Annotated in this window: 17 protein-coding genes and 3 tRNA genes; 18 read left to right on the forward strand and 2 right to left on the reverse strand. The window is 57.0% G+C overall.

The genetic code is table 11. The annotated features are described in order from the left end of the window. The first annotated feature begins 27 nt into the window (after window positions 1–27). Window positions 28–432: an MFS transporter gene (locus AC3IUE_RS03930; protein WP_489265685.1), complete on the forward strand. Its 405-nt coding sequence runs from the start codon at window positions 28–30 to the stop codon at window positions 430–432. Window positions 433–441: 9 nt separating this feature from the next. On the opposite strand, the gene AC3IUE_RS03935 is transcribed toward AC3IUE_RS03930, so the two are convergent. Beyond that, a complete protein-coding gene (locus AC3IUE_RS03935) occupies window positions 442–750 on the reverse strand; it encodes a YhbY family RNA-binding protein (protein ID WP_008005472.1) in 309 nt (102 codons plus the stop codon). Between the two features lie 105 nt (window positions 751–855). Between AC3IUE_RS03935 and rlmE the strand changes: the two genes are divergently transcribed. The 17 genes from rlmE (at window position 856) to AC3IUE_RS04020 (ending at window position 16,812) form a co-directional block, all read left to right on the forward strand. Next, a complete protein-coding gene (rlmE, locus tag AC3IUE_RS03940) occupies window positions 856–1,485 on the forward strand; it encodes a 23S rRNA (uridine(2552)-2'-O)-methyltransferase RlmE (RefSeq protein ID WP_008005470.1) in 630 nt (209 codons plus the stop codon). A 202-nt stretch (window positions 1,486–1,687) separates the two neighbouring features. Next, window positions 1,688–3,598 carry an ATP-dependent zinc metalloprotease FtsH gene (gene ftsH, locus AC3IUE_RS03945; RefSeq protein ID WP_033053619.1) on the forward strand — a complete coding sequence of 637 codons (1,911 nt, stop codon included), beginning with the start codon at window positions 1,688–1,690 and terminating at the stop codon, window positions 3,596–3,598. A gap of 8 nt (window positions 3,599–3,606) precedes the next feature. Continuing rightward, window positions 3,607–4,458 (forward strand): dihydropteroate synthase, encoded by an 852-nt coding sequence (gene folP / locus AC3IUE_RS03950; protein ID WP_489265688.1) that lies wholly within the window; start codon window positions 3,607–3,609, stop codon window positions 4,456–4,458. A 16-nt stretch (window positions 4,459–4,474) separates the two neighbouring features. Continuing rightward, entirely contained in the window at window positions 4,475–5,812 is a 1,338-nt protein-coding gene (gene glmM, locus AC3IUE_RS03955; protein ID WP_489265690.1) for a phosphoglucosamine mutase, read from the forward strand. A 66-nt stretch (window positions 5,813–5,878) separates the two neighbouring features. Next, the gene (tpiA, locus tag AC3IUE_RS03960) at window positions 5,879–6,634 is read left to right on the forward strand and encodes a triose-phosphate isomerase (RefSeq protein WP_347802329.1); all 756 of its coding nucleotides are present in this window, start codon (window positions 5,879–5,881) and stop codon (window positions 6,632–6,634) included. A gap of 4 nt (window positions 6,635–6,638) precedes the next feature. Next, a complete protein-coding gene (secG, locus tag AC3IUE_RS03965; protein WP_017336473.1) occupies window positions 6,639–7,022 on the forward strand; it encodes a preprotein translocase subunit SecG in 384 nt (127 codons plus the stop codon). Between the two features lie 22 nt (window positions 7,023–7,044). Then, a tRNA-Leu gene (locus AC3IUE_RS03970) sits at window positions 7,045–7,130 on the forward strand. A gap of 96 nt (window positions 7,131–7,226) precedes the next feature. Continuing rightward, window positions 7,227–7,303 (forward strand) — tRNA-Met (locus AC3IUE_RS03975). 138 nt (window positions 7,304–7,441) lie between these two features. Further along, window positions 7,442–7,900, forward strand: a complete 459-nt coding sequence (gene rimP / locus AC3IUE_RS03980; protein WP_010463487.1) for a ribosome maturation factor RimP — start codon at window positions 7,442–7,444, stop codon at window positions 7,898–7,900. Between the two features lie 47 nt (window positions 7,901–7,947). Next, complete coding sequence (nusA, locus tag AC3IUE_RS03985; RefSeq protein WP_008024459.1) at window positions 7,948–9,429, forward strand: transcription termination factor NusA; 1,482 nt, start codon at window positions 7,948–7,950, stop codon at window positions 9,427–9,429. 27 nt (window positions 9,430–9,456) lie between these two features. Then, entirely contained in the window at window positions 9,457–11,985 is a 2,529-nt protein-coding gene (gene infB, locus AC3IUE_RS03990) for a translation initiation factor IF-2 (protein ID WP_056741077.1), read from the forward strand. Between the two features lie 159 nt (window positions 11,986–12,144). Then, window positions 12,145–12,546: a 30S ribosome-binding factor RbfA gene (rbfA, locus tag AC3IUE_RS03995; protein WP_008149016.1), complete on the forward strand. Its 402-nt coding sequence runs from the start codon at window positions 12,145–12,147 to the stop codon at window positions 12,544–12,546. Between the two features lie 3 nt (window positions 12,547–12,549). Then, complete coding sequence (gene truB, locus AC3IUE_RS04000) at window positions 12,550–13,467, forward strand: tRNA pseudouridine(55) synthase TruB (RefSeq protein ID WP_008149014.1); 918 nt, start codon at window positions 12,550–12,552, stop codon at window positions 13,465–13,467. 117 nt (window positions 13,468–13,584) lie between these two features. Then, window positions 13,585–13,854, forward strand: coding sequence for a 30S ribosomal protein S15 (rpsO, locus tag AC3IUE_RS04005; protein ID WP_003177875.1), 270 nt, complete (start codon window positions 13,585–13,587; stop codon window positions 13,852–13,854). A 197-nt stretch (window positions 13,855–14,051) separates the two neighbouring features. Then, on the forward strand, window positions 14,052–16,157 hold the full coding sequence (pnp, locus tag AC3IUE_RS04010; RefSeq protein ID WP_046045794.1) for a polyribonucleotide nucleotidyltransferase: 2,106 nt from the start codon (window positions 14,052–14,054) through the stop codon (window positions 16,155–16,157). Window positions 16,158–16,296: 139 nt separating this feature from the next. Then, window positions 16,297–16,369 (forward strand) — tRNA-Thr (locus tag AC3IUE_RS04015). A gap of 137 nt (window positions 16,370–16,506) precedes the next feature. Then, window positions 16,507–16,812, forward strand: a complete 306-nt coding sequence (locus tag AC3IUE_RS04020; protein WP_046046051.1) for a DUF6388 family protein — start codon at window positions 16,507–16,509, stop codon at window positions 16,810–16,812. Between the two features lie 100 nt (window positions 16,813–16,912). Here the strand turns inward: AC3IUE_RS04020 and nadC are convergent, their stop codons facing one another. After that, on the reverse strand, window positions 16,913–17,761 hold the full coding sequence (gene nadC, locus AC3IUE_RS04025) for a carboxylating nicotinate-nucleotide diphosphorylase (RefSeq protein ID WP_056741079.1): 849 nt from the start codon (window positions 17,759–17,761) through the stop codon (window positions 16,913–16,915). Between the last annotated feature and the right edge of the window lie 214 nt (window positions 17,762–17,975).

Below are 17,975 nucleotides of genomic sequence, written 5' to 3' on the forward strand. Positions count from 1 at the left end.
CGCAGGCGCCCGCTACGTGCGGGCGCCATGCTTTGGCAACTGACTCAGATGTTGTGGGTTGGTGGTCTGTGGCTGTTGCACATCGGTCTGCTGCCGGTGCTGGGCAAGATTGGCCTGGCACCGCTGCTGATCGACGAAATTGCAGGCATGCTTGATGCGCTGATGGTGGGGTTCGCCGCAGCGTGTGTGATTTTTCAGGCTTTGGTGCTGGTTCAGGCCGAGGGCCTTGCCAGTCTATGGCGCGATATTCGCGGGCAACTGCTGATGATGGCGATGTATGCGTGTGCGATGTATGCCGCGGTGCGTATCGGCTGGCCGGATGCCGTGCGTTGGCAGGTGTTCAGCTATCTTGTTCTGGGCTTTTCCGGGCTGGTGCTGGTGTTGCAGCCGGTGCCTGGATGGAGTGGCAGGGTGCGCGAAGCACACCCTTGACCCTTGCCATCACTTGAAGCGATGGACGTTCGACAGCTGCTTGTTGACGCTGAAGTTCTTGCGGTAAATCAGTGCCATCTTGCCGATGACCTGAACCAGGTCCGCTTTGCCGACCTTGCACAGTTCTGCAATGTTCGCCAAGCGCGACTCGCGATCGAGGATGTTGAGCTTGATTTTAATCAGCTCGTGATCCGCCAAAGCGCGTTCAAGTTCGGCTAACACACCTTCAGTCAAACCGTTGTCAGCCACAGTCAAAACTGGTTTCAGATGGTGGCCAATGGATTTGTACTGTTTCTTCTGCTCTTGAGTGAGCGGCATAATCTGACCCCTGCGTCTGATCTTGTAAAAAGCGGCGGCCAGTTTACCCGAGCGAGTCCGGGACCGCCCAGTTAATCACGACCCGTTTTATTTTCGAGGTGGCCCGTGGCCCGTTCCAAGACAAGCCTTAAGTGGCTGCAAAGACATGTCAATGATCCCTATGTGAAGCAGGCGCAGAAGGATGGTTACCGCTCGCGTGCGAGTTACAAGCTTCTGGAGGTCCAGGAGAAATACAAACTGATCCGTCCAGGTATGAGTGTTGTCGACCTGGGAGCGGCGCCCGGCGGCTGGTCGCAGGTCACTAGTCGGCTGATCGGTGGTCAGGGGCGTCTGATCGCCTCGGACATCCTGGAAATGGACAGCATTCCGGACGTGACTTTCATCCAGGGTGACTTCACCCAGGACGAAGTGCTCGCTCAGATCCTTGAAGCCGTGGGTAATTCGCAGGTGGACCTTGTGATTTCCGATATGGCCCCCAATATGAGTGGTACGCCTGAGGTGGACATGCCAAAAGCCATGTTTCTATGTGAGCTGGCTCTTGATCTGGCGGCTCGGATACTCAAGCCGGGTGGTAATTTCGTGATCAAGGTGTTTCAGGGCGAAGGGTTTGATGCTTACGTGAAGGACGCTCGTCAGAAATTCGACAAGGTCCAGATGATCAAGCCGGACTCTTCCCGTGGCAGTTCCCGCGAGCAATATATGCTGGCTTGGGGCTATCGCGGCCGTAGTGAGTAAATCGAGGTTTTTTTGCGGGTCGATAGGATTTTCGTATTTCGCCCCGTGAGCATTAGCGAATATTGTGTAGAAAGTGTTTCACAAAGGGTTACAGACGGCGCCTGCCAGAGCCGTAGGTAATGTAGTAAGTTAGGCCGGTGAATATCATGCGAAGCGCGCGCCATTAGCGGAGCTTGCTTCAGAGGGTAGTTAATTGAACGATATGGCAAAGAATCTGATCCTGTGGTTGATCATCGCGGCTGTCCTGGTGACAGTGATGAACAACTTCTCCAGCCCTAACGAGCCGCAGACCCTCAACTATTCCGACTTCATCCAGCAGGTCAAGGATGGAAAGGTCGAGCGCGTAGCGGTTGACGGCTACGTGATTACCGGCAAACGCAACGATGGCGACAGCTTCAAGACCATTCGTCCGGCAATCCAGGACAACGGTCTGATCGGCGACCTCGTGGACAACCATGTCGTAGTCGAAGGCAAACAGCCTGAGCAGCAAAGCATCTGGACTCAGCTCCTGGTCGCAAGCTTCCCGATCCTCGTGATCATCGCCGTGTTCATGTTCTTCATGCGGCAGATGCAGGGCGGCGCCGGTGGCAAGGGCGGGCCAATGAGCTTCGGAAAGAGCAAGGCGCGCCTGCTCTCCGAGGATCAGGTGAAAACCACCTTGGGTGACGTTGCCGGTTGTGACGAAGCCAAGGAAGAAGTCGGTGAACTGGTCGAGTTCCTGCGTGATCCGGGCAAGTTTCAGCGTCTGGGCGGCCGCATTCCACGTGGCGTGCTGATGGTGGGACCTCCAGGTACCGGTAAAACATTGCTCGCCAAAGCGATTGCCGGCGAAGCAAAAGTACCGTTCTTCACCATTTCCGGTTCCGATTTCGTCGAAATGTTCGTCGGTGTTGGTGCCAGTCGTGTTCGTGACATGTTTGAGCAGGCCAAGAAACACGCGCCATGCATCATCTTCATCGATGAAATCGACGCCGTCGGTCGCCACCGTGGTGCCGGTATGGGTGGCGGTCATGACGAACGCGAGCAGACTCTCAACCAGTTGCTGGTAGAGATGGACGGCTTCGAAATGAATGACGGCATCATCGTCATCGCTGCAACCAACCGTCCGGACGTACTGGACCCTGCGTTGCTGCGTCCAGGCCGTTTCGATCGTCAGGTTGTTGTCGGTCTGCCAGATATCCGTGGTCGCGAGCAGATTCTCAAGGTTCACATGCGAAAAGTGCCAATGGGTGACGACGTCGCTCCGGCCGTGATCGCTCGTGGTACCCCAGGTTTCTCTGGTGCCGACCTGGCTAACCTGGTGAACGAAGCGTCGTTGTTCGCGGCCCGTGCCGGCAAGCGCATCGTCGAAATGAAAGAGTTCGAATTGGCCAAAGACAAGATCATGATGGGCGCCGAGCGCAAGTCCATGGTCATGTCCGAGAAAGAGAAGCAGAACACCGCTTACCACGAAGCAGGGCACGCTATTGTTGGGCGCGTCGTGCCTGAGCATGACCCGGTCTACAAGGTGTCGATCATTCCGCGCGGTCGTGCGCTGGGTGTGACCATGTTCCTGCCGGAAGAAGATCGCTACAGCCTGTCCAAGCGTGCGTTGATCAGCCAGATCTGCTCGTTGTACGGCGGCCGTATTGCTGAAGAAATGACCTTGGGCTTCGACGGCGTCACCACCGGTGCGTCAAACGACATCATGCGTGCCAGCCAGATTGCACGGAACATGGTAACCAAGTGGGGCTTGTCGGAAAAACTCGGCCCGTTGATGTACGCAGAAGAAGAGGGCGAAGTGTTCCTCGGTCGCGGCGGTGGCGGTCAGGGTGCAAGCTTCTCCGGTGAGACAGCCAAGTTGATCGACTCCGAAGTGCGCAGCATCATTGATCAGTGCTACGGCACGGCCAAGCAGATCCTCACCGATAACCGTGACAAGCTCGACGCCATGGCTGATGCCTTGATGAAGTACGAAACGATCGACGCTGATCAGATCGACGACATCATGGCAGGTCGTACGCCTCGTGAACCTCGCGACTGGTCAGGCGGCACAGGTACCTCCGGAACTCCTCCGGTGGCACAGGATCCGCGTCCGGAAACACCGATCGGCGGTCCGGCTGCTGACGTTTAAGGTTTGAAATGACTTCTGTTCAGTCCTCGACCCGGTTGCCTTGCGGCAATCGGGTTCTTGATTTAGCCCTGACGCACGTCATGGGTATTCTCAATGTCACTCCCGATTCCTTCTCTGATGGCGGCCAATATAGCCAGCTCGATGCGGCCTTGCGCCACGCTGAGGCTATGGTGGCGGCCGGCGCGACGTTGATCGATGTCGGTGGCGAATCGACCCGGCCGGGTGCCAGGGTGGTTTCACCGCTGGAAGAGCTTGAGCGCGTAGCTCCGGTCGTCGAGCGAATACACCGCGAGCTTGATGTAATTATCTCGGTCGACACTTCCACGCCAGCTGTCATGCGCGAAGCCGCACGACTTGGCGCGGGGTTGATCAATGACGTGCGCTCGCTGCGGCGCGATGGCGCTCTGGATGCGGCCGCGGCCACTGGCCTGCCAGTCTGTCTGATGCATATGCTCGGTGAGCCGGGCGACATGCAGGACAATCCGCAGTATCAGGACGTCACGAAAGAGGTGGGCGAGTTTCTCGCCGAGCGCATGGCTCAGTGTGCGTCGGTAGGAATTACAGCGGACCGGATCATCCTTGATCCGGGCTTTGGCTTCGCAAAAACCTTGCAGCACAATCTAAGCTTGTTCAAGCATATGGAGGCCCTGCATACCTTGGGGCGGCCCCTGTTGGTCGGGGTTTCGCGAAAGAGCATGATAGGTCAGGCATTGAATCGTCCGGTTGGTGAGCGTCTGTATGGTGGTCTGGCGCTTGCAGCGCTGGCTTCGGTCAAGGGCGCGCGTATATTGCGCGTCCATGATGTGGCCGAAACCGTCGATGTGGTGCGGATGATCGCTGCAGTGGAATCAGCCGAATAAGAATGATGGAGTACTTATGACTAAGAAATACTTTGGCACCGACGGCATTCGTGGTCGGGTCGGCGAATATCCGATTACTCCTGACTTCATGCTCAAGCTCGGCTGGGCTGCCGGTATGGCGTTCCGAAAAATGGGCGCCTGCAAGGTGTTGGTGGGCAAGGACACTCGGATCTCTGGCTATATGTTCGAATCGGCGCTCGAGGCCGGACTTACGTCGGCAGGTGCCGATGTCATGCTCCTGGGCCCGATGCCGACACCGGCCATCGCCTACCTGACTCGTACCTTCCAGGCTGAAGCGGGCATCGTGATCAGTGCCTCGCACAACCCTCACGATGACAATGGCATCAAGTTTTTCTCCGGGAAGGGCACCAAGCTTCCTGATGAAGTCGAGCATATGATCGAAGAATTGCTCGACACCCCGATGACTGTGGTTGAGTCGAGCAAGATCGGCAAGGTATCGCGCATCAACGATGCTTCAGGCCGCTATATCGAATTCTGCAAAAGCAGCGTCCCGACCGGCACCAGCTTCGCGGGCCTGAAGATCGTGATCGACTGCGCTCACGGTGCGACCTACAAGGTGGCGCCTAGTGTATTCCGTGAGCTGGGAGCGGATGTCGTTGTGCTTTCTGCTCATCCTAACGGGCTGAACATCAATGAAAATTGCGGTTCGACCCATATGGAGCCGCTGCAAGCCGCTGTATTGGCCGAGCATGCTGATTTGGGTATCGCCTTTGACGGTGATGGTGACCGCGTACAGATGGTTGATCATACCGGTACTGTTGTCGACGGTGATGAGTTGCTGTTCATCATTGCTCGCGACCTGCATGAGCGCGGCAAATTGCAGGGCGGTGTGGTCGGTACGCTGATGAGTAACCTGGGGTTGGAATTGGCCCTGGCGGATCTGGCAATTCCCTTTGTACGGGCGAATGTTGGCGATCGTTACGTAATCTCCGAGTTGCTGGAGCGCGATTGGCAGGTGGGTGGTGAAAATTCGGGGCACATCGTCTGCTTCGACCACACCACCACCGGTGACGCGATCATTGCCGCGTTGCAGGTATTGATGGCACTGAAGACCCGCTCCGAGGGGTTGGCACAATCGCGTCAGGCGTTGCGCAAGTGCCCTCAGGTGCTGATTAATGTGCGTTTCGGTGGTGGTGCGAGCCCCCTCGATCATCCTGCGGTCAAAGAGGCCAGCGAGCGCGTTACCCAGGCCATGGCTGGTCGTGGGCGCGTGCTGTTGCGCAAGTCCGGGACGGAGCCGCTGGTGCGGGTCATGGTCGAAGGCGAGGACGAAACACAGGTTCGCGGCTACGCCGAAGAGCTGGCAAAACTGGTTACTGAAGTTTCTGCCTGATTTCGGCTTGCCAGCCATGATTGTGTTGGGTAACATCTGCGCCCACTTTGACCGACGAGGTACAGCATGCGTCGCCCTATGGTAGCTGGTAACTGGAAGATGCACGGTACCCGCGCCAGCGTCGCTGAGCTGATCAATGGCCTTCGTCATCTGGCCTTGCCGAGCGATGTTGATGTAGCGGTATTCCCGTCTTGCTTGCATATCAATCAAGTGATTGATGGCTTGAAGGAAAAGTCGATTTCGGTCGGCGCGCAGAACTCTGCGGTGGAATCCATGCAAGGTGCGTTGACCGGTGAAGTTGCGCCGAGTCAGTTGGTGGATGCAGGCTGTTCTTTTGTGCTTGTCGGGCACTCCGAGCGCCGCCAGATAATGGGCGAGCAGGACGGAATGCTGATTCGCAAGTTCGCAGCGGCACAGGCATGTGGCTTGATTCCAGTATTGTGCGTAGGGGAAACCCTTGAAGAGCGCGAAGCTGGAAAAACTCTTGAGGTTGTCGGGCGTCAGCTAGGCAGTATCATAGAGGAGCTGGGTGTTGGTGCCTTTGCAAAGGCAGTAATCGCTTACGAGCCGGTCTGGGCCATTGGTACCGGGCTGACTGCTTCGCCGCAACAGGCGCAGGATGTGCATGCAGCCATTCGCGCTCAGTTGGCGGCAGAGAATTCTGAGGTCGCACAAGGTGTGCGGCTTCTATACGGCGGCAGCGTGAAGGCGGCCAATGCGGTCGAACTGTTCGGCATGCCGGATATCGATGGGGGGCTCATTGGTGGGGCTTCCCTGAATGCAGATGAGTTCGGTGCGATTTGTCGCGCCGCGGGAAACTGAAAAAATGCTGGAAACAGTCGTAGTCGTTTTTCATCTGCTGGGTGCATTGGGCGTAGTTGCTCTGGTATTGCTGCAGCAGGGTAAAGGTGCGGATGCTGGCGCGTCTTTCGGAGCAGGTGCTTCAAATACTGTGTTCGGAAGCCAAGGTTCCTCTACCTTTCTTAGTAAGTTTACTGCTATACTTGCCGCCGGTTTCTTCATAACCAGCTTAGGGTTAGGTTACTTTGCTAAAGAGAAGGCTCACCAGCTGACTCAAGTAGGTTTGCCAAATCCAGCAGTGTTGGAAGTTCCAAAGCAACAACCGGCTTCTGATGATGTACCGGTGCTTCAAGAGCAAAAGTCGGCTACTCCAGCGACTGACGTGCCTCCAGCTCAAGAGCAAAAGTAAGAAGGGTTTCAAACGTAGTATTGCCGAGGTGGTGGAATTGGTAGACACGCAACCTTGAGGTGGTTGTGCCCATAGGGTGTAGGGGTTCGAGTCCCCTTCTCGGTACCAATTATCAGGAGAGCCCGCTGTTGCGGGCTTTCTTGTAGGTGGAAGGTTACATTGACCCTGTCAGGGATCGGTCGTATACTTCCGCCCCAGCTTTGTCGCGGGGTGGAGCAGTCTGGTAGCTCGTCGGGCTCATAACCCGAAGGTCGTCGGTTCAAATCCGGCCCCCGCAACCAGTTTAAGGAGCCCCTTTTAAGGGGCTTTTTGTTAGCTGGACACTTTCAACGCCGCTGTTCGACGGCGTTTCAAGGATGGGCGTTTCGCCCATTTTTTTATTTTGCACAGCATGCACATACATGCACGAGGGGGTTCAGGTGTCGAGCAAGCTAGAAGAGTTGCAGGCCTTGCTGGCCCCGGTGGTCGTGGCCCTAGGCTATGAATGCTGGGGTATTGAGTTTTCGGCTCAAGGTCGCCACTCAATGTTGCGCGTTTATATCGATAAAGAGGGCGGCGTGCTGGTGGACGATTGTGCCATTGTCAGCCGTCAGATCAGCGGTGTGCTGGATGTTGAAGATCCAATCGCCGTTGAATACACCCTTGAAGTTTCCTCGCCTGGCATGGAACGCCCGCTGTTCACTATTGAGCAGTTTGCAAAATTTGCCGGTGAACAAGTGAAGATCAAGCTGCGCTCGCCTTTTGAAGGCCGACGCAACTTTCAGGGCCTTCTGCGCGGTGTAGAAGAGCAGGACGTCGTGGTGCAGGTAGAAGACCATGAGTTCCTGTTGCCGATCGATATGATCGACAAGGCCAACATTATTCCCAGTTTTGACTGAGACGCGGATCCCGCGGATCCAATGGCTTGCGAAAGGCGAGGCGTACGATGAGCAAAGAAGTACTGCTGGTTGTTGAGTCGGTATCCAATGAAAAGGGCGTACCGGCAAACGTAATTTTTGAAGCGCTGGAGCTGGCTCTGGCCACTGCTACCAAAAAGCGTTTCGAGGACGAAGTCGATCTGCGTGTGGAAATCAATCGCCACACCGGTGCTTACGAGACATTCCGTCGCTGGACTGTCGTCGAAGAAGCAGACCTGGACGATCCGGCCATCGAAACCTGGCCGAGCAAGGTTGCAGAAACGCATCCTGGTGCTCAGGTTGGTGATGTAGTCGAAGAAAAGATCGAGTCCATTGAGTTCGGCCGCATCGCTGCACAGACTGCCAAGCAAGTCATCGTGCAGAAAGTTCGCGAAGCCGAGCGCGCTCAAGTCGTTGATGCCTATCGCGAGCGCCTGGGGGAAATCATCTCCGGCACCGTGAAGAAAGTGACTCGCGACAACGTGATCGTCGACCTGGGCAACAACGCTGAAGCGTTGCTGGCTCGCGAAGACATCATTTCTCGCGAAACCTTCCGGGTTGGCGTGCGTCTGCGTGCGCTGCTCAAGGAAATCCGCACCGAGAACCGCGGCCCGCAGCTGATCCTGTCGCGTACTGCGCCGGAAATGCTGATCGAGTTGTTCCGCATCGAAGTGCCGGAAATCGCTGAAGGCCTGATCGAAGTAATGGCAGCATCCCGTGACCCGGGTTCGCGCGCCAAGATCGCGGTCCGCTCCAAGGACAAACGCATCGACCCGCAAGGCGCTTGCATCGGTATGCGCGGTTCGCGCGTCCAGGCAGTGTCGGGTGAGTTGGGCGGTGAGCGTGTGGACATCGTCCTGTGGGACGACAACCCGGCTCAGTTTGTGATCAATGCAATGTCGCCGGCTGAAGTGGCGGCAATTATCGTTGACGAAGATGCCCATGCAATGGACATCGCCGTTGGCGCAGACAATCTGGCTCAGGCCATTGGTCGGGGTGGTCAGAACGTGCGTCTGGCTAGCCAGTTGACTGGCTGGACCCTGAACGTGATGACCGAATCGGACATCCAGGCTAAGCAGCAAGCAGAAACCGGCGACATCCTGCGCAACTTCATCGACGAGCTGGAAGTCGACGAAGACCTGGCACAGGTGCTGGTAGATGAAGGCTTTACCAGCCTGGAAGAGATTGCCTACGTACCGTTGGAAGAAATGCTCAACATCGACGGCTTTGACGAAGAAACCGTCAACGAGCTTCGCGCTCGCGCCAAGGATCGTTTGTTGACCAAAGCCATCGCTACTGAGGAAAAGCTGGCAGACGCCCATCCGGCCGAAGACCTGCTCTCGCTTGAGGGTATGGACAAGGATTTGGCGATGGAACTGGCGGTGCGCGGCGTAATTACCCGCGAAGACCTGGCCGAGCAGTCTATTGACGACCTGCTCGACATCGACGGCATTGACGATGATCGTGCCGGCAAGTTGATCATGGCCGCCCGAGCCCACTGGTTCGAGTAATTAGGCGCGGCCTGAGGAGAGAAGTGCATGACGCAAGTCACGGTGAAACAACTGGCCGATGAGGTCAAAACACCGGTAGAGCGCCTGTTGCAGCAGATGCGTGAGGCAGGTCTGCCGCACACCGCCGCCGAAGAACATGTGACTGACAGTGAGAAGCAATCTTTGCTGACTCACTTGAAAAGCAGCCACAAGGCGAAAGTGGAAGAACCACGCAAGATCACACTGCAGCGTAAAACCACCAGCACCCTGCGTGTTGCTGGCAGCAAAAGCATCAGTGTTGAAGTACGCAAAAAGAAAGTTTTCGTACAGCGCAGCCCGGAAGAAATTGAAGCCGAGCGCAAACGCGAACTGGACGAACGTCGCGCAGTAGAAAATGCTGCACGTCAGAAGGCTGAAGAAGAAGCCAAGCGTCGCGCCGAAGAAGACGCGCGTCGTCAGCCTGCTGCTGCGCAATCCGCTACTAACGACGCCGTTGCAGCACCTGCTGCAGTTGCCGAGCCAGTACGTGAAAGCGCGCCGGTTGTGGCTGCTGCACCAGCACCGTCTGCCGATGTTCGCAACAAGCAGAACGAACAGCGCCGTCCGGACAAACCACGTGCCGATGATAACAGTCGTCGTGGCAGTAGCGATGGCGAGCGCAAAAACGCTCCGCATCGTGCTTCGGTCAAAGAGAAAGCGCCTGCTCCACGCGTTGCCCCACGTACTACCGACGAAGAAAGCGATGGCTTCCGTCGTGGTGGTCGCGGCAAGGCCAAGCTGAAGAAACGCAACGCTCACGGTTTCCAGAGCCCAACCGGCCCTGTCGTGCGTGATGTGCAGATTGGCGAGACCATCACTGTTGGCGATCTCGCCAACCAGATGTCGGTCAAGGCTGCTGAAATCATCAAGTTCATGTTCAAACTGGGTACCCCAGCGACCATCAACCAGGTGCTTGATCAGGAAACTGCTCAGCTGGTAGCCGAAGAACTGGGCCACAAAGTGACCCTGGTCAGCGACACCGCCCTGGAAGATTCCCTGGCCGAGTCCCTGAAGTTTGAAGGTGAGACGTTCTCCCGTGCACCGGTTGTGACCGTAATGGGCCACGTTGACCACGGTAAAACCTCGCTGCTCGACTACATCCGTCGTGCCAAGGTAGCTGCTGGCGAAGCCGGCGGTATCACCCAGCACATCGGTGCATACCACGTTGAAACTGATCGCGGCATGGTCACTTTCCTCGATACCCCGGGTCACGCTGCGTTTACCGCAATGCGTGCTCGTGGTGCCAAGGCGACTGACATCGTGATCCTGGTCGTTGCAGCGGACGACGGCGTAATGCCGCAGACCATTGAAGCGGTTCAGCACGCCAAAGCTGCCGGTGTTCCACTGGTGGTTGCAGTGAACAAAATCGACAAGCCGGGCGCTGATCTCGATCGCATCCGTAGCGAACTGTCGGTTCACGGCGTGACTTCGGAAGAGTGGGGCGGCGACACCCCGTTCGTATCGGTTTCGGCGAAAGTCGGTACTGGCGTGGACGAGTTGCTCGAAGCTGTTCTGCTGCAAGCTGAAGTTCTGGAACTGAAAGCAACTCCTTCGGCTCCTGGCCGTGGCGTCGTGGTTGAATCGCGTCTCGACAAAGGTCGTGGCCCGGTTGCTACCGTTCTGGTTCAAGACGGTACCCTGCGCCAAGGCGACATGGTACTGGTCGGTTCGAACTATGGCCGCGTTCGCGCCATGCTCGACGAGAACGGCAAGCCAATCAAGGAAGCTGGTCCTTCCATCCCTGTCGAGATCCTCGGCCTGGACGGTACCCCGGACGCTGGCGATGAGATGAGTGTGCTGTCGGACGAGAAGAAAGCCCGTGAAGTGGCTCTGTTCCGTCAAGGCAAGTTCCGCGAAGTCAAGCTGGCCCGCGCTCACGCTGGCAAGCTTGAAAACATCTTCGAGAACATGGGGCAGGCAGAGAAGAAGACGCTCAACATCGTCCTCAAATCTGACGTCCGTGGTTCGCTGGAAGCGTTGAATGGTGCCTTGAACGGCCTGGGTAACGACGAAGTGCAAGTGCGTGTTGTCGGTGGCGGCGTCGGTGGTATCACCGAGTCCGACGCTAACCTGGCGCTGGCCTCCAACGCTGTACTGTTCGGCTTCAACGTGCGTGCCGATGCTGGCGCTCGCAAGATCGTCGAGCAGGAAGGTCTGGATATGCGTTACTACAACGTGATCTACGACATCATCGAAGACGTCAAGAAAGCCCTCACCGGTATGCTGGGCAGCGATGTTCGCGAGAACATCCTGGGTACCGCTGAAGTGCGTGACGTGTTCCGTTCGCCGAAGTTTGGCGCGATCGCCGGTTGCATGGTTATCGAAGGTGTTGTTCACCGTAACCGTCCAATCCGTGTACTGCGTGAAGACATCGTTATCTTCGAAGGCGAGCTGGAATCCCTGCGCCGCTTCAAGGATGACGCTTCCGAAGTACGTGCCGGCATGGAATGCGGTATCGGCGTCAAGAGCTACAACGACGTCAAAGCTGGCGACAAGATCGAAGTCTACGAGAAGGTCCAGGTTGCTCGCAGCCTCTAACTCGCGCACTTCAAGGGCCACGGCGAGCCGCCGCATGCAAGTGCGCGGCACGGCGTCAGGACTCTAAACGCAACGCCCGGTCTGGCTTTTGTCAGGCCGGGCGTTTGCCGCTTTCAGACCCCACGGGTTTCACCGTGTGGCAGTAACAGGTAACAAGACATGGCAAAAGAATACAGCCGTACCCAACGTATCGGCGATCAGATGCAGCGTGAGCTGGCACAGCTGATCCGTCGTGAAGTCAAAGACCCGCGCGTCGGCCTGGTCACCATTACCGCTGTTGAAGTCAGCCGTGACGTCGGTCACGCCAAGATCTTCATCACAGTGATGGGTCAGGACAACGCCGAAGACATCGCGCAGAGCATCAAGGTGCTCAACTCAGCCGCCGGCTTCCTGCGTATGCAGTTGGCTCGCGAAATGAAGTTGCGCAGCGTTCCGCAGCTGCACTTCCACTATGACGAAAGCGTCGTGCGTGGTGCTCATCTGTCGGCATTGATCGAACGTGCGGTAGCTGAAGACAATCAGCATCCGGTTGCGGCAGAAGCCGAAGACACCAAGGAGTAATCGGTGGCTCAGGTCAAACGTATCCGTCGTAACGTCAGCGGTATCATCCTGCTCGACAAGCCACTGGGGTTCACCTCCAATGCGGCGTTGCAGAAGGTTCGCTGGTTGCTGAACGCCGAGAAGGCCGGGCACACCGGCAGTCTCGATCCGCTGGCCACCGGCGTGTTGCCGTTGTGCTTCGGTGAGGCCACCAAGTTTTCGCAATACCTGCTCGATTCCGACAAGGGTTACGAAACCCTGGCGCAACTGGGCAAGACCACCACCACGGCCGATGCCGAGGGTGATGTTTTGCTTGAGCGCCCGGTGACCGTTGGTCGCGCCGATGTCGAAGCGGTGCTGCCGAAATTTCGTGGGCAAATCAGTCAGATACCGCCCATGTACTCGGCGCTCAAACGTGATGGCCAGCCGTTGTACAAGCTGGCCAGGGCAGGTGAAGTAGTGGAGCGCGAACCGCGTTCTGTTACTATTACGCGCTTGGAATTACTGGCCTTTGAAGGTGATACTGCGCGGCTTGCAGTGGATTGCACCAAAGGTACCTATATCCGCACCCTGGTGGAGGATATCGGTGAGCAACTCGGTTGTGGCGCTTACGTTGCTGAACTGCGACGTACCCAGGCCGGGCCTTTCACGCTGGCGCAGACGGTCACGCTGGAAGAGTTGGAAGCGGTACATGCCGAAGGCGGCAACGAAGCGGTCGACCGCTTCCTGATGCCATCGGACAGCGGCCTGCTGGATTGGCCACTGTTGCAGTTCTCGGAGCACAGCTCGTTCTACTGGCTTAACGGCCAACCGGTACGAGCCCCGGATGCACCGAAGTTCGGCATGGTACGGGTACAGGATCACAATGGTCGCTTCATCGGTATCGGTGAAGTGAGCGAAGACGGGCGCATCGCGCCACGTCGACTGATTCGGTCAGAATGACCGAACGAGGGTGGCTGTTAACAGGCACGGTCACTACTCATTTTTAGATACAGGGATTTGTCCCTGGCCTGTTGAAGCTGTTTCTTTGAAACAGTTTCCTGATAAAAGGATTGCCTCATGGCTCTCGACGTTCAAGAAAAAGCTCAAATCGTAGCTGACTACCAGCAAGCTGTTGGTGACACTGGTTCGCCAGAAGTGCAAGTTGCACTGCTGACCCACAACATCAACAAGCTGCAAGGTCACTTCAAGGCCAACGGTAAAGATCACCACTCCCGTCGTGGTCTGATCCGCATGGTAAACCAGCGTCGTAAGCTGCTGGACTACCTGAAAGGCAAGGATCTGGGTCGCTATCAGACTCTGATCGGTCGCCTGGGTCTGCGTCGCTAATAAGCGATTGCGCTAGAGGTTGGTTGTCTGTCGTACGCCAGTGGGTTTCCCGCTGGCGCATGGCAGGCTCCCAGCCTCAAGTTTTATCTGGATACCTGCTTTACCTGGACAATGACAGTCGGGCCGATTCCCGGCGTTGCCCAAGAATTTCGCAAGAAGACAAGTTCCCCAAGAGCCACAAAAGAAGGTAGGACACCGTGAACCCGGTAATCAAAAAATTCCAGTTCGGTCAGTCGACCGTTACCCTCGAGACTGGCCGTATCGCCCGTCAGGCCTCCGGCGCAGTATTGGTCACCGTTGACGACGACGTCAGCGTATTGGTGACTGTGGTCGGCGCCAAGCAAGCCGATCCAGGCAAGGGCTTCTTCCCTCTGTCCGTTCACTACCAGGAAAAGACTTACGCTGCCGGTAAGATCCCTGGCGGTTTCTTCAAGCGTGAAGGCCGTCCTTCCGAGAAAGAAACCCTGACTTCCCGACTGATCGACCGTCCGATCCGTCCGCTGTTCCCAGAAGGCTTCATGAACGAAGTGCAGGTTGTCTGCACCGTCGTTTCCACCAGCAAGAAAACCGATCCGGACATCGCTGCGATGATCGGTACCTCGGCTGCCCTGGCTATCTCCGGCATTCCTTTCGATGGCCCTATCGGCTGTGCACGCGTTGCGTTCCACGAAAGCACCGGCTACCTGCTGAACCCGACTTACGAACAACAGAAAGCTTCGAGCCTGGACATGGTCGTTGCCGGTACGTCGGAAGCCGTGTTGATGGTTGAATCGGAAGCCAAAGAGCTGACCGAAGACCAGATGCTGGGCGCGGTACTGTTTGCTCACGACGAGTTCCAGGTTGTGATCAACGCCGTTAAAGAACTGGCTGCCGAAGCGGCCAAGCCAACCTGGACCTGGACTCCACAGCCAGAAGCCACCGCTCTGCTGGGCGCCATCCGTGCCGAGTTCGGCGACGCGATCTCCCAGGCTTACACCATCACCATCAAGGCCGACCGTTACGCTCGCCTGGGTGAGCTGAAAGATCAGGTCGTTGCCAAGCTGTCCGGTGAAGAAGGCCAGCCTTCTTCCAGCGAAGTCAAAGCGGCTTTCGGCGAAATCGAATACCGCACCGTTCGCGAAAACATCGTAAACGGCAAGCCACGTATCGACGGTCGCGACACCAAGACCGTACGTCCGTTGAACATCGAAGTCGGTGTTCTGCCTAAGACCCACGGTTCGGCTCTGTTCACCCGTGGCGAAACCCAGGCTCTGGTTGTTGCAACACTGGGCACCGCCCGTGACGCACAACTGCTGGACACCCTGGAAGGCGAGAAAAAAGACCCGTTCATGCTGCACTACAACTTCCCTCCGTTCTCGGTAGGTGAGTGTGGTCGCATGGGTGGCGCTGGTCGTCGTGAAATCGGTCACGGCCGTTTGGCCCGTCGTTCGATTGCAGCAATGTTGCCTGCTGCCGACGTGTTCCCGTACACCATCCGTGTGGTGTCGGAAATCACCGAATCCAACGGTTCGAGCTCAATGGCTTCCGTTTGCGGCGCTTCCCTGGCCCTGATGGATGCCGGCGTTCCGATGAAGGCACCGGTTGCCGGTATCGCCATGGGTCTGGTTAAAGAAGGCGAGAAATTCGCCATCCTGACCGACATCCTGGGTGACGAAGACCACCTGGGCGACATGGACTTCAAAGTAGCCGGTACCGCCAAAGGTGTGACCGCGCTGCAGATGGACATCAAGATCAAAGGCATCACCGAAGAAATCATGGAAATCGCTCTGGGCCAAGCCCTGGAAGCGCGCCTGAACATCCTCGGTCAGATGAACCAGATCATTGGCCAGTCGCGTACCGAACTGTCGGAAAACGCTCCGACCATGATCGCGATGAAAATCGACACCGACAAAATCCGTGATGTCATCGGTAAAGGCGGCGCGACCATTCGTGCGATCTGTGAAGAGACCAAGGCTTCGATCGACATCGAAGACGACGGCTCGATCAAGATCTTCGGCGAGACCAAAGAAGCTGCTGAAGCTGCACGTCAGCGCGTTCTGGGCATCACCGCAGAAGCTGAAATCGGCAAGATCTACGTCGGTAAGGTTGAGCGCATCGTCGACTTCGGCGCATTCGTCAACATCCTGCCTGGCAAGGACGGTCTGGTTCACATCTCGATGCTGAGCGACGCTCGCGTAGAGAAAGTGACCGACATCCTGAAAGAAGGCCAGGAAGTGGAAGTACTGGTACTGGACGTGGACAACCGCGGCCGTATCAAGCTGTCCATCAAAGACGTAGCAGCAGCCAAGGCTTCGGGCGTTTAATCACTCCCTACGCCTGACCGCTTCAACGTTATAAAAAATGCCCCGCAGTGAACGCTGCGGGGCATTTTTTTGCCTGCAAAAAAATGAGACGAGCCATGAAGTTGCCTGACCCCAAAGTCAGTGCTAGGTTTAGCCCACTGCCCGTGTAGCTCAGTTGGTAGAGCAGCGCACTCGTAACGCGAAGGTCGCAGGTTCGATTCCTGTCTCGGGCACGAGCGACACGTTGTTTTCATATGATCCCGAATGGTTCTGAAGGCCAGACAAACCGGGCTTCAAACGGTTTTTTTGCGTCAGAGAGATCCTTGATGATCCAGATCCATCTTCCATTCCCCAGATCAAAGAGAACGCCATGACCGTTAAAGAATTGACCCAAGAAGCCAGACACGCAGAAGCGCTGAAGAAGTACTTGCTGGAATCGCCTCAGCTAGCCGAAGAGATCAAGGACTTGCCCGCCGACGATCAGAAAGACCAGATCCAGTGGGCATTCGAGGATGAGGCAGAGTCTCAGGGCTTGCAGCCGTGGGAACTGACGCTCAAGTACACCTCAACCCCTGAAGAGTTCGAGGCTGCGCGCCTTGTTCTGCACAAGGAGGCTGCCGAGGTGTTGGGCGTCGAGTGGGAAGAGTACTGCGAGATGAACAATCTGGTGGTCTGACCTGTGGGAGTGAGCTTGCTCGCGATAGCGGACTAACATTCAACATTGATGTTGGCTGAAAAGGCCTCATCGCGAGCAAGCTCGCTCCCACATTTTTCAATCAAAGGCTCAGGCGCATCGACAGATCGACAGCCTTCACATCCTTGGTCATCGCACCAATCGAGATGTAATCCACCCCGGTTTCGGCAATCGGTAGCAGCGTGCTTTCGTTGATACCGCCGCTGGCCTCCAGTTTCGCCTTGCCGCCGTTCAGGCGCACGGCTTCGCGCATGTCATCCAGACTCAACTCATCGAGCATGATGATGTCGGCACCGGCCGCCAGGGCTTCCTTCAGCTCGTCCAGGCTTTCCACTTCGATCTCCACCGGTTTGCCCGGGGCGATCTTGTGCGCGGCTTTGATCGCCTCCGGGATGCCACCGCAGGCGGCTATATGGTTTTCCTTGATCAGGAAGGCGTCGTACAGGCCTATGCGGTGGTTGTGGCAACCGCCGCAGGTCACGGCGTACTTCTGCGCCAGACGCAGCCCCGGCAAGGTTTTACGGGTGTCGAGCAACTTCACCTGAGTCTCGGCAACGTAATCCGCCAGGTGCTGCGCGCGCGTGGCCACGCCAGACAGCAACTGCAGGAAGTTCAGTGCACTGCGTTCGCCCGTCAGTAGCGAGCGCGCCGGGCCTTCGAGGTGGAACAGCACCTGATTGGGTTTCACCCGCTCGCCATCGCGCACCTCCCAGTGCACCGCAACACGTGGATCCAGCTGCCGAAACACTGCATCAACCCAGGCTGTGCCGCAGATGACGGCAGCGTCGCGGGTGATGATCGTGGCTTTGGCCAGGCGTTCGGCCGGGATCAGCTGTGCGGTGATGTCGCCGCTGCCGATGTCTTCGAGCAACGCACGGCGCACGTTGGCTTCGATTTCGGCGGTCAAATCGGCGAGACGTAGATTCGGCATAACGGGCTCCACAAACAAAGTGGCCCGATTATAGGGCCATGGCACTGGGCAACCCAAGACATCAGAGGCGTTCCCATCGCTCTGAAACCTGCATTTGGTCGATTCACCTGAGCAATCGGCACTCAGTCAGCGTCTGCCATAAGCGTCTATTTCAATGGGAAACGCAGAGTCTGCTGGTAGAGGGGACATCTTTTGCAAGATAATCCGCCTTGCT

This window comes from Pseudomonas sp. GL_093, assembly GCF_057837605.1.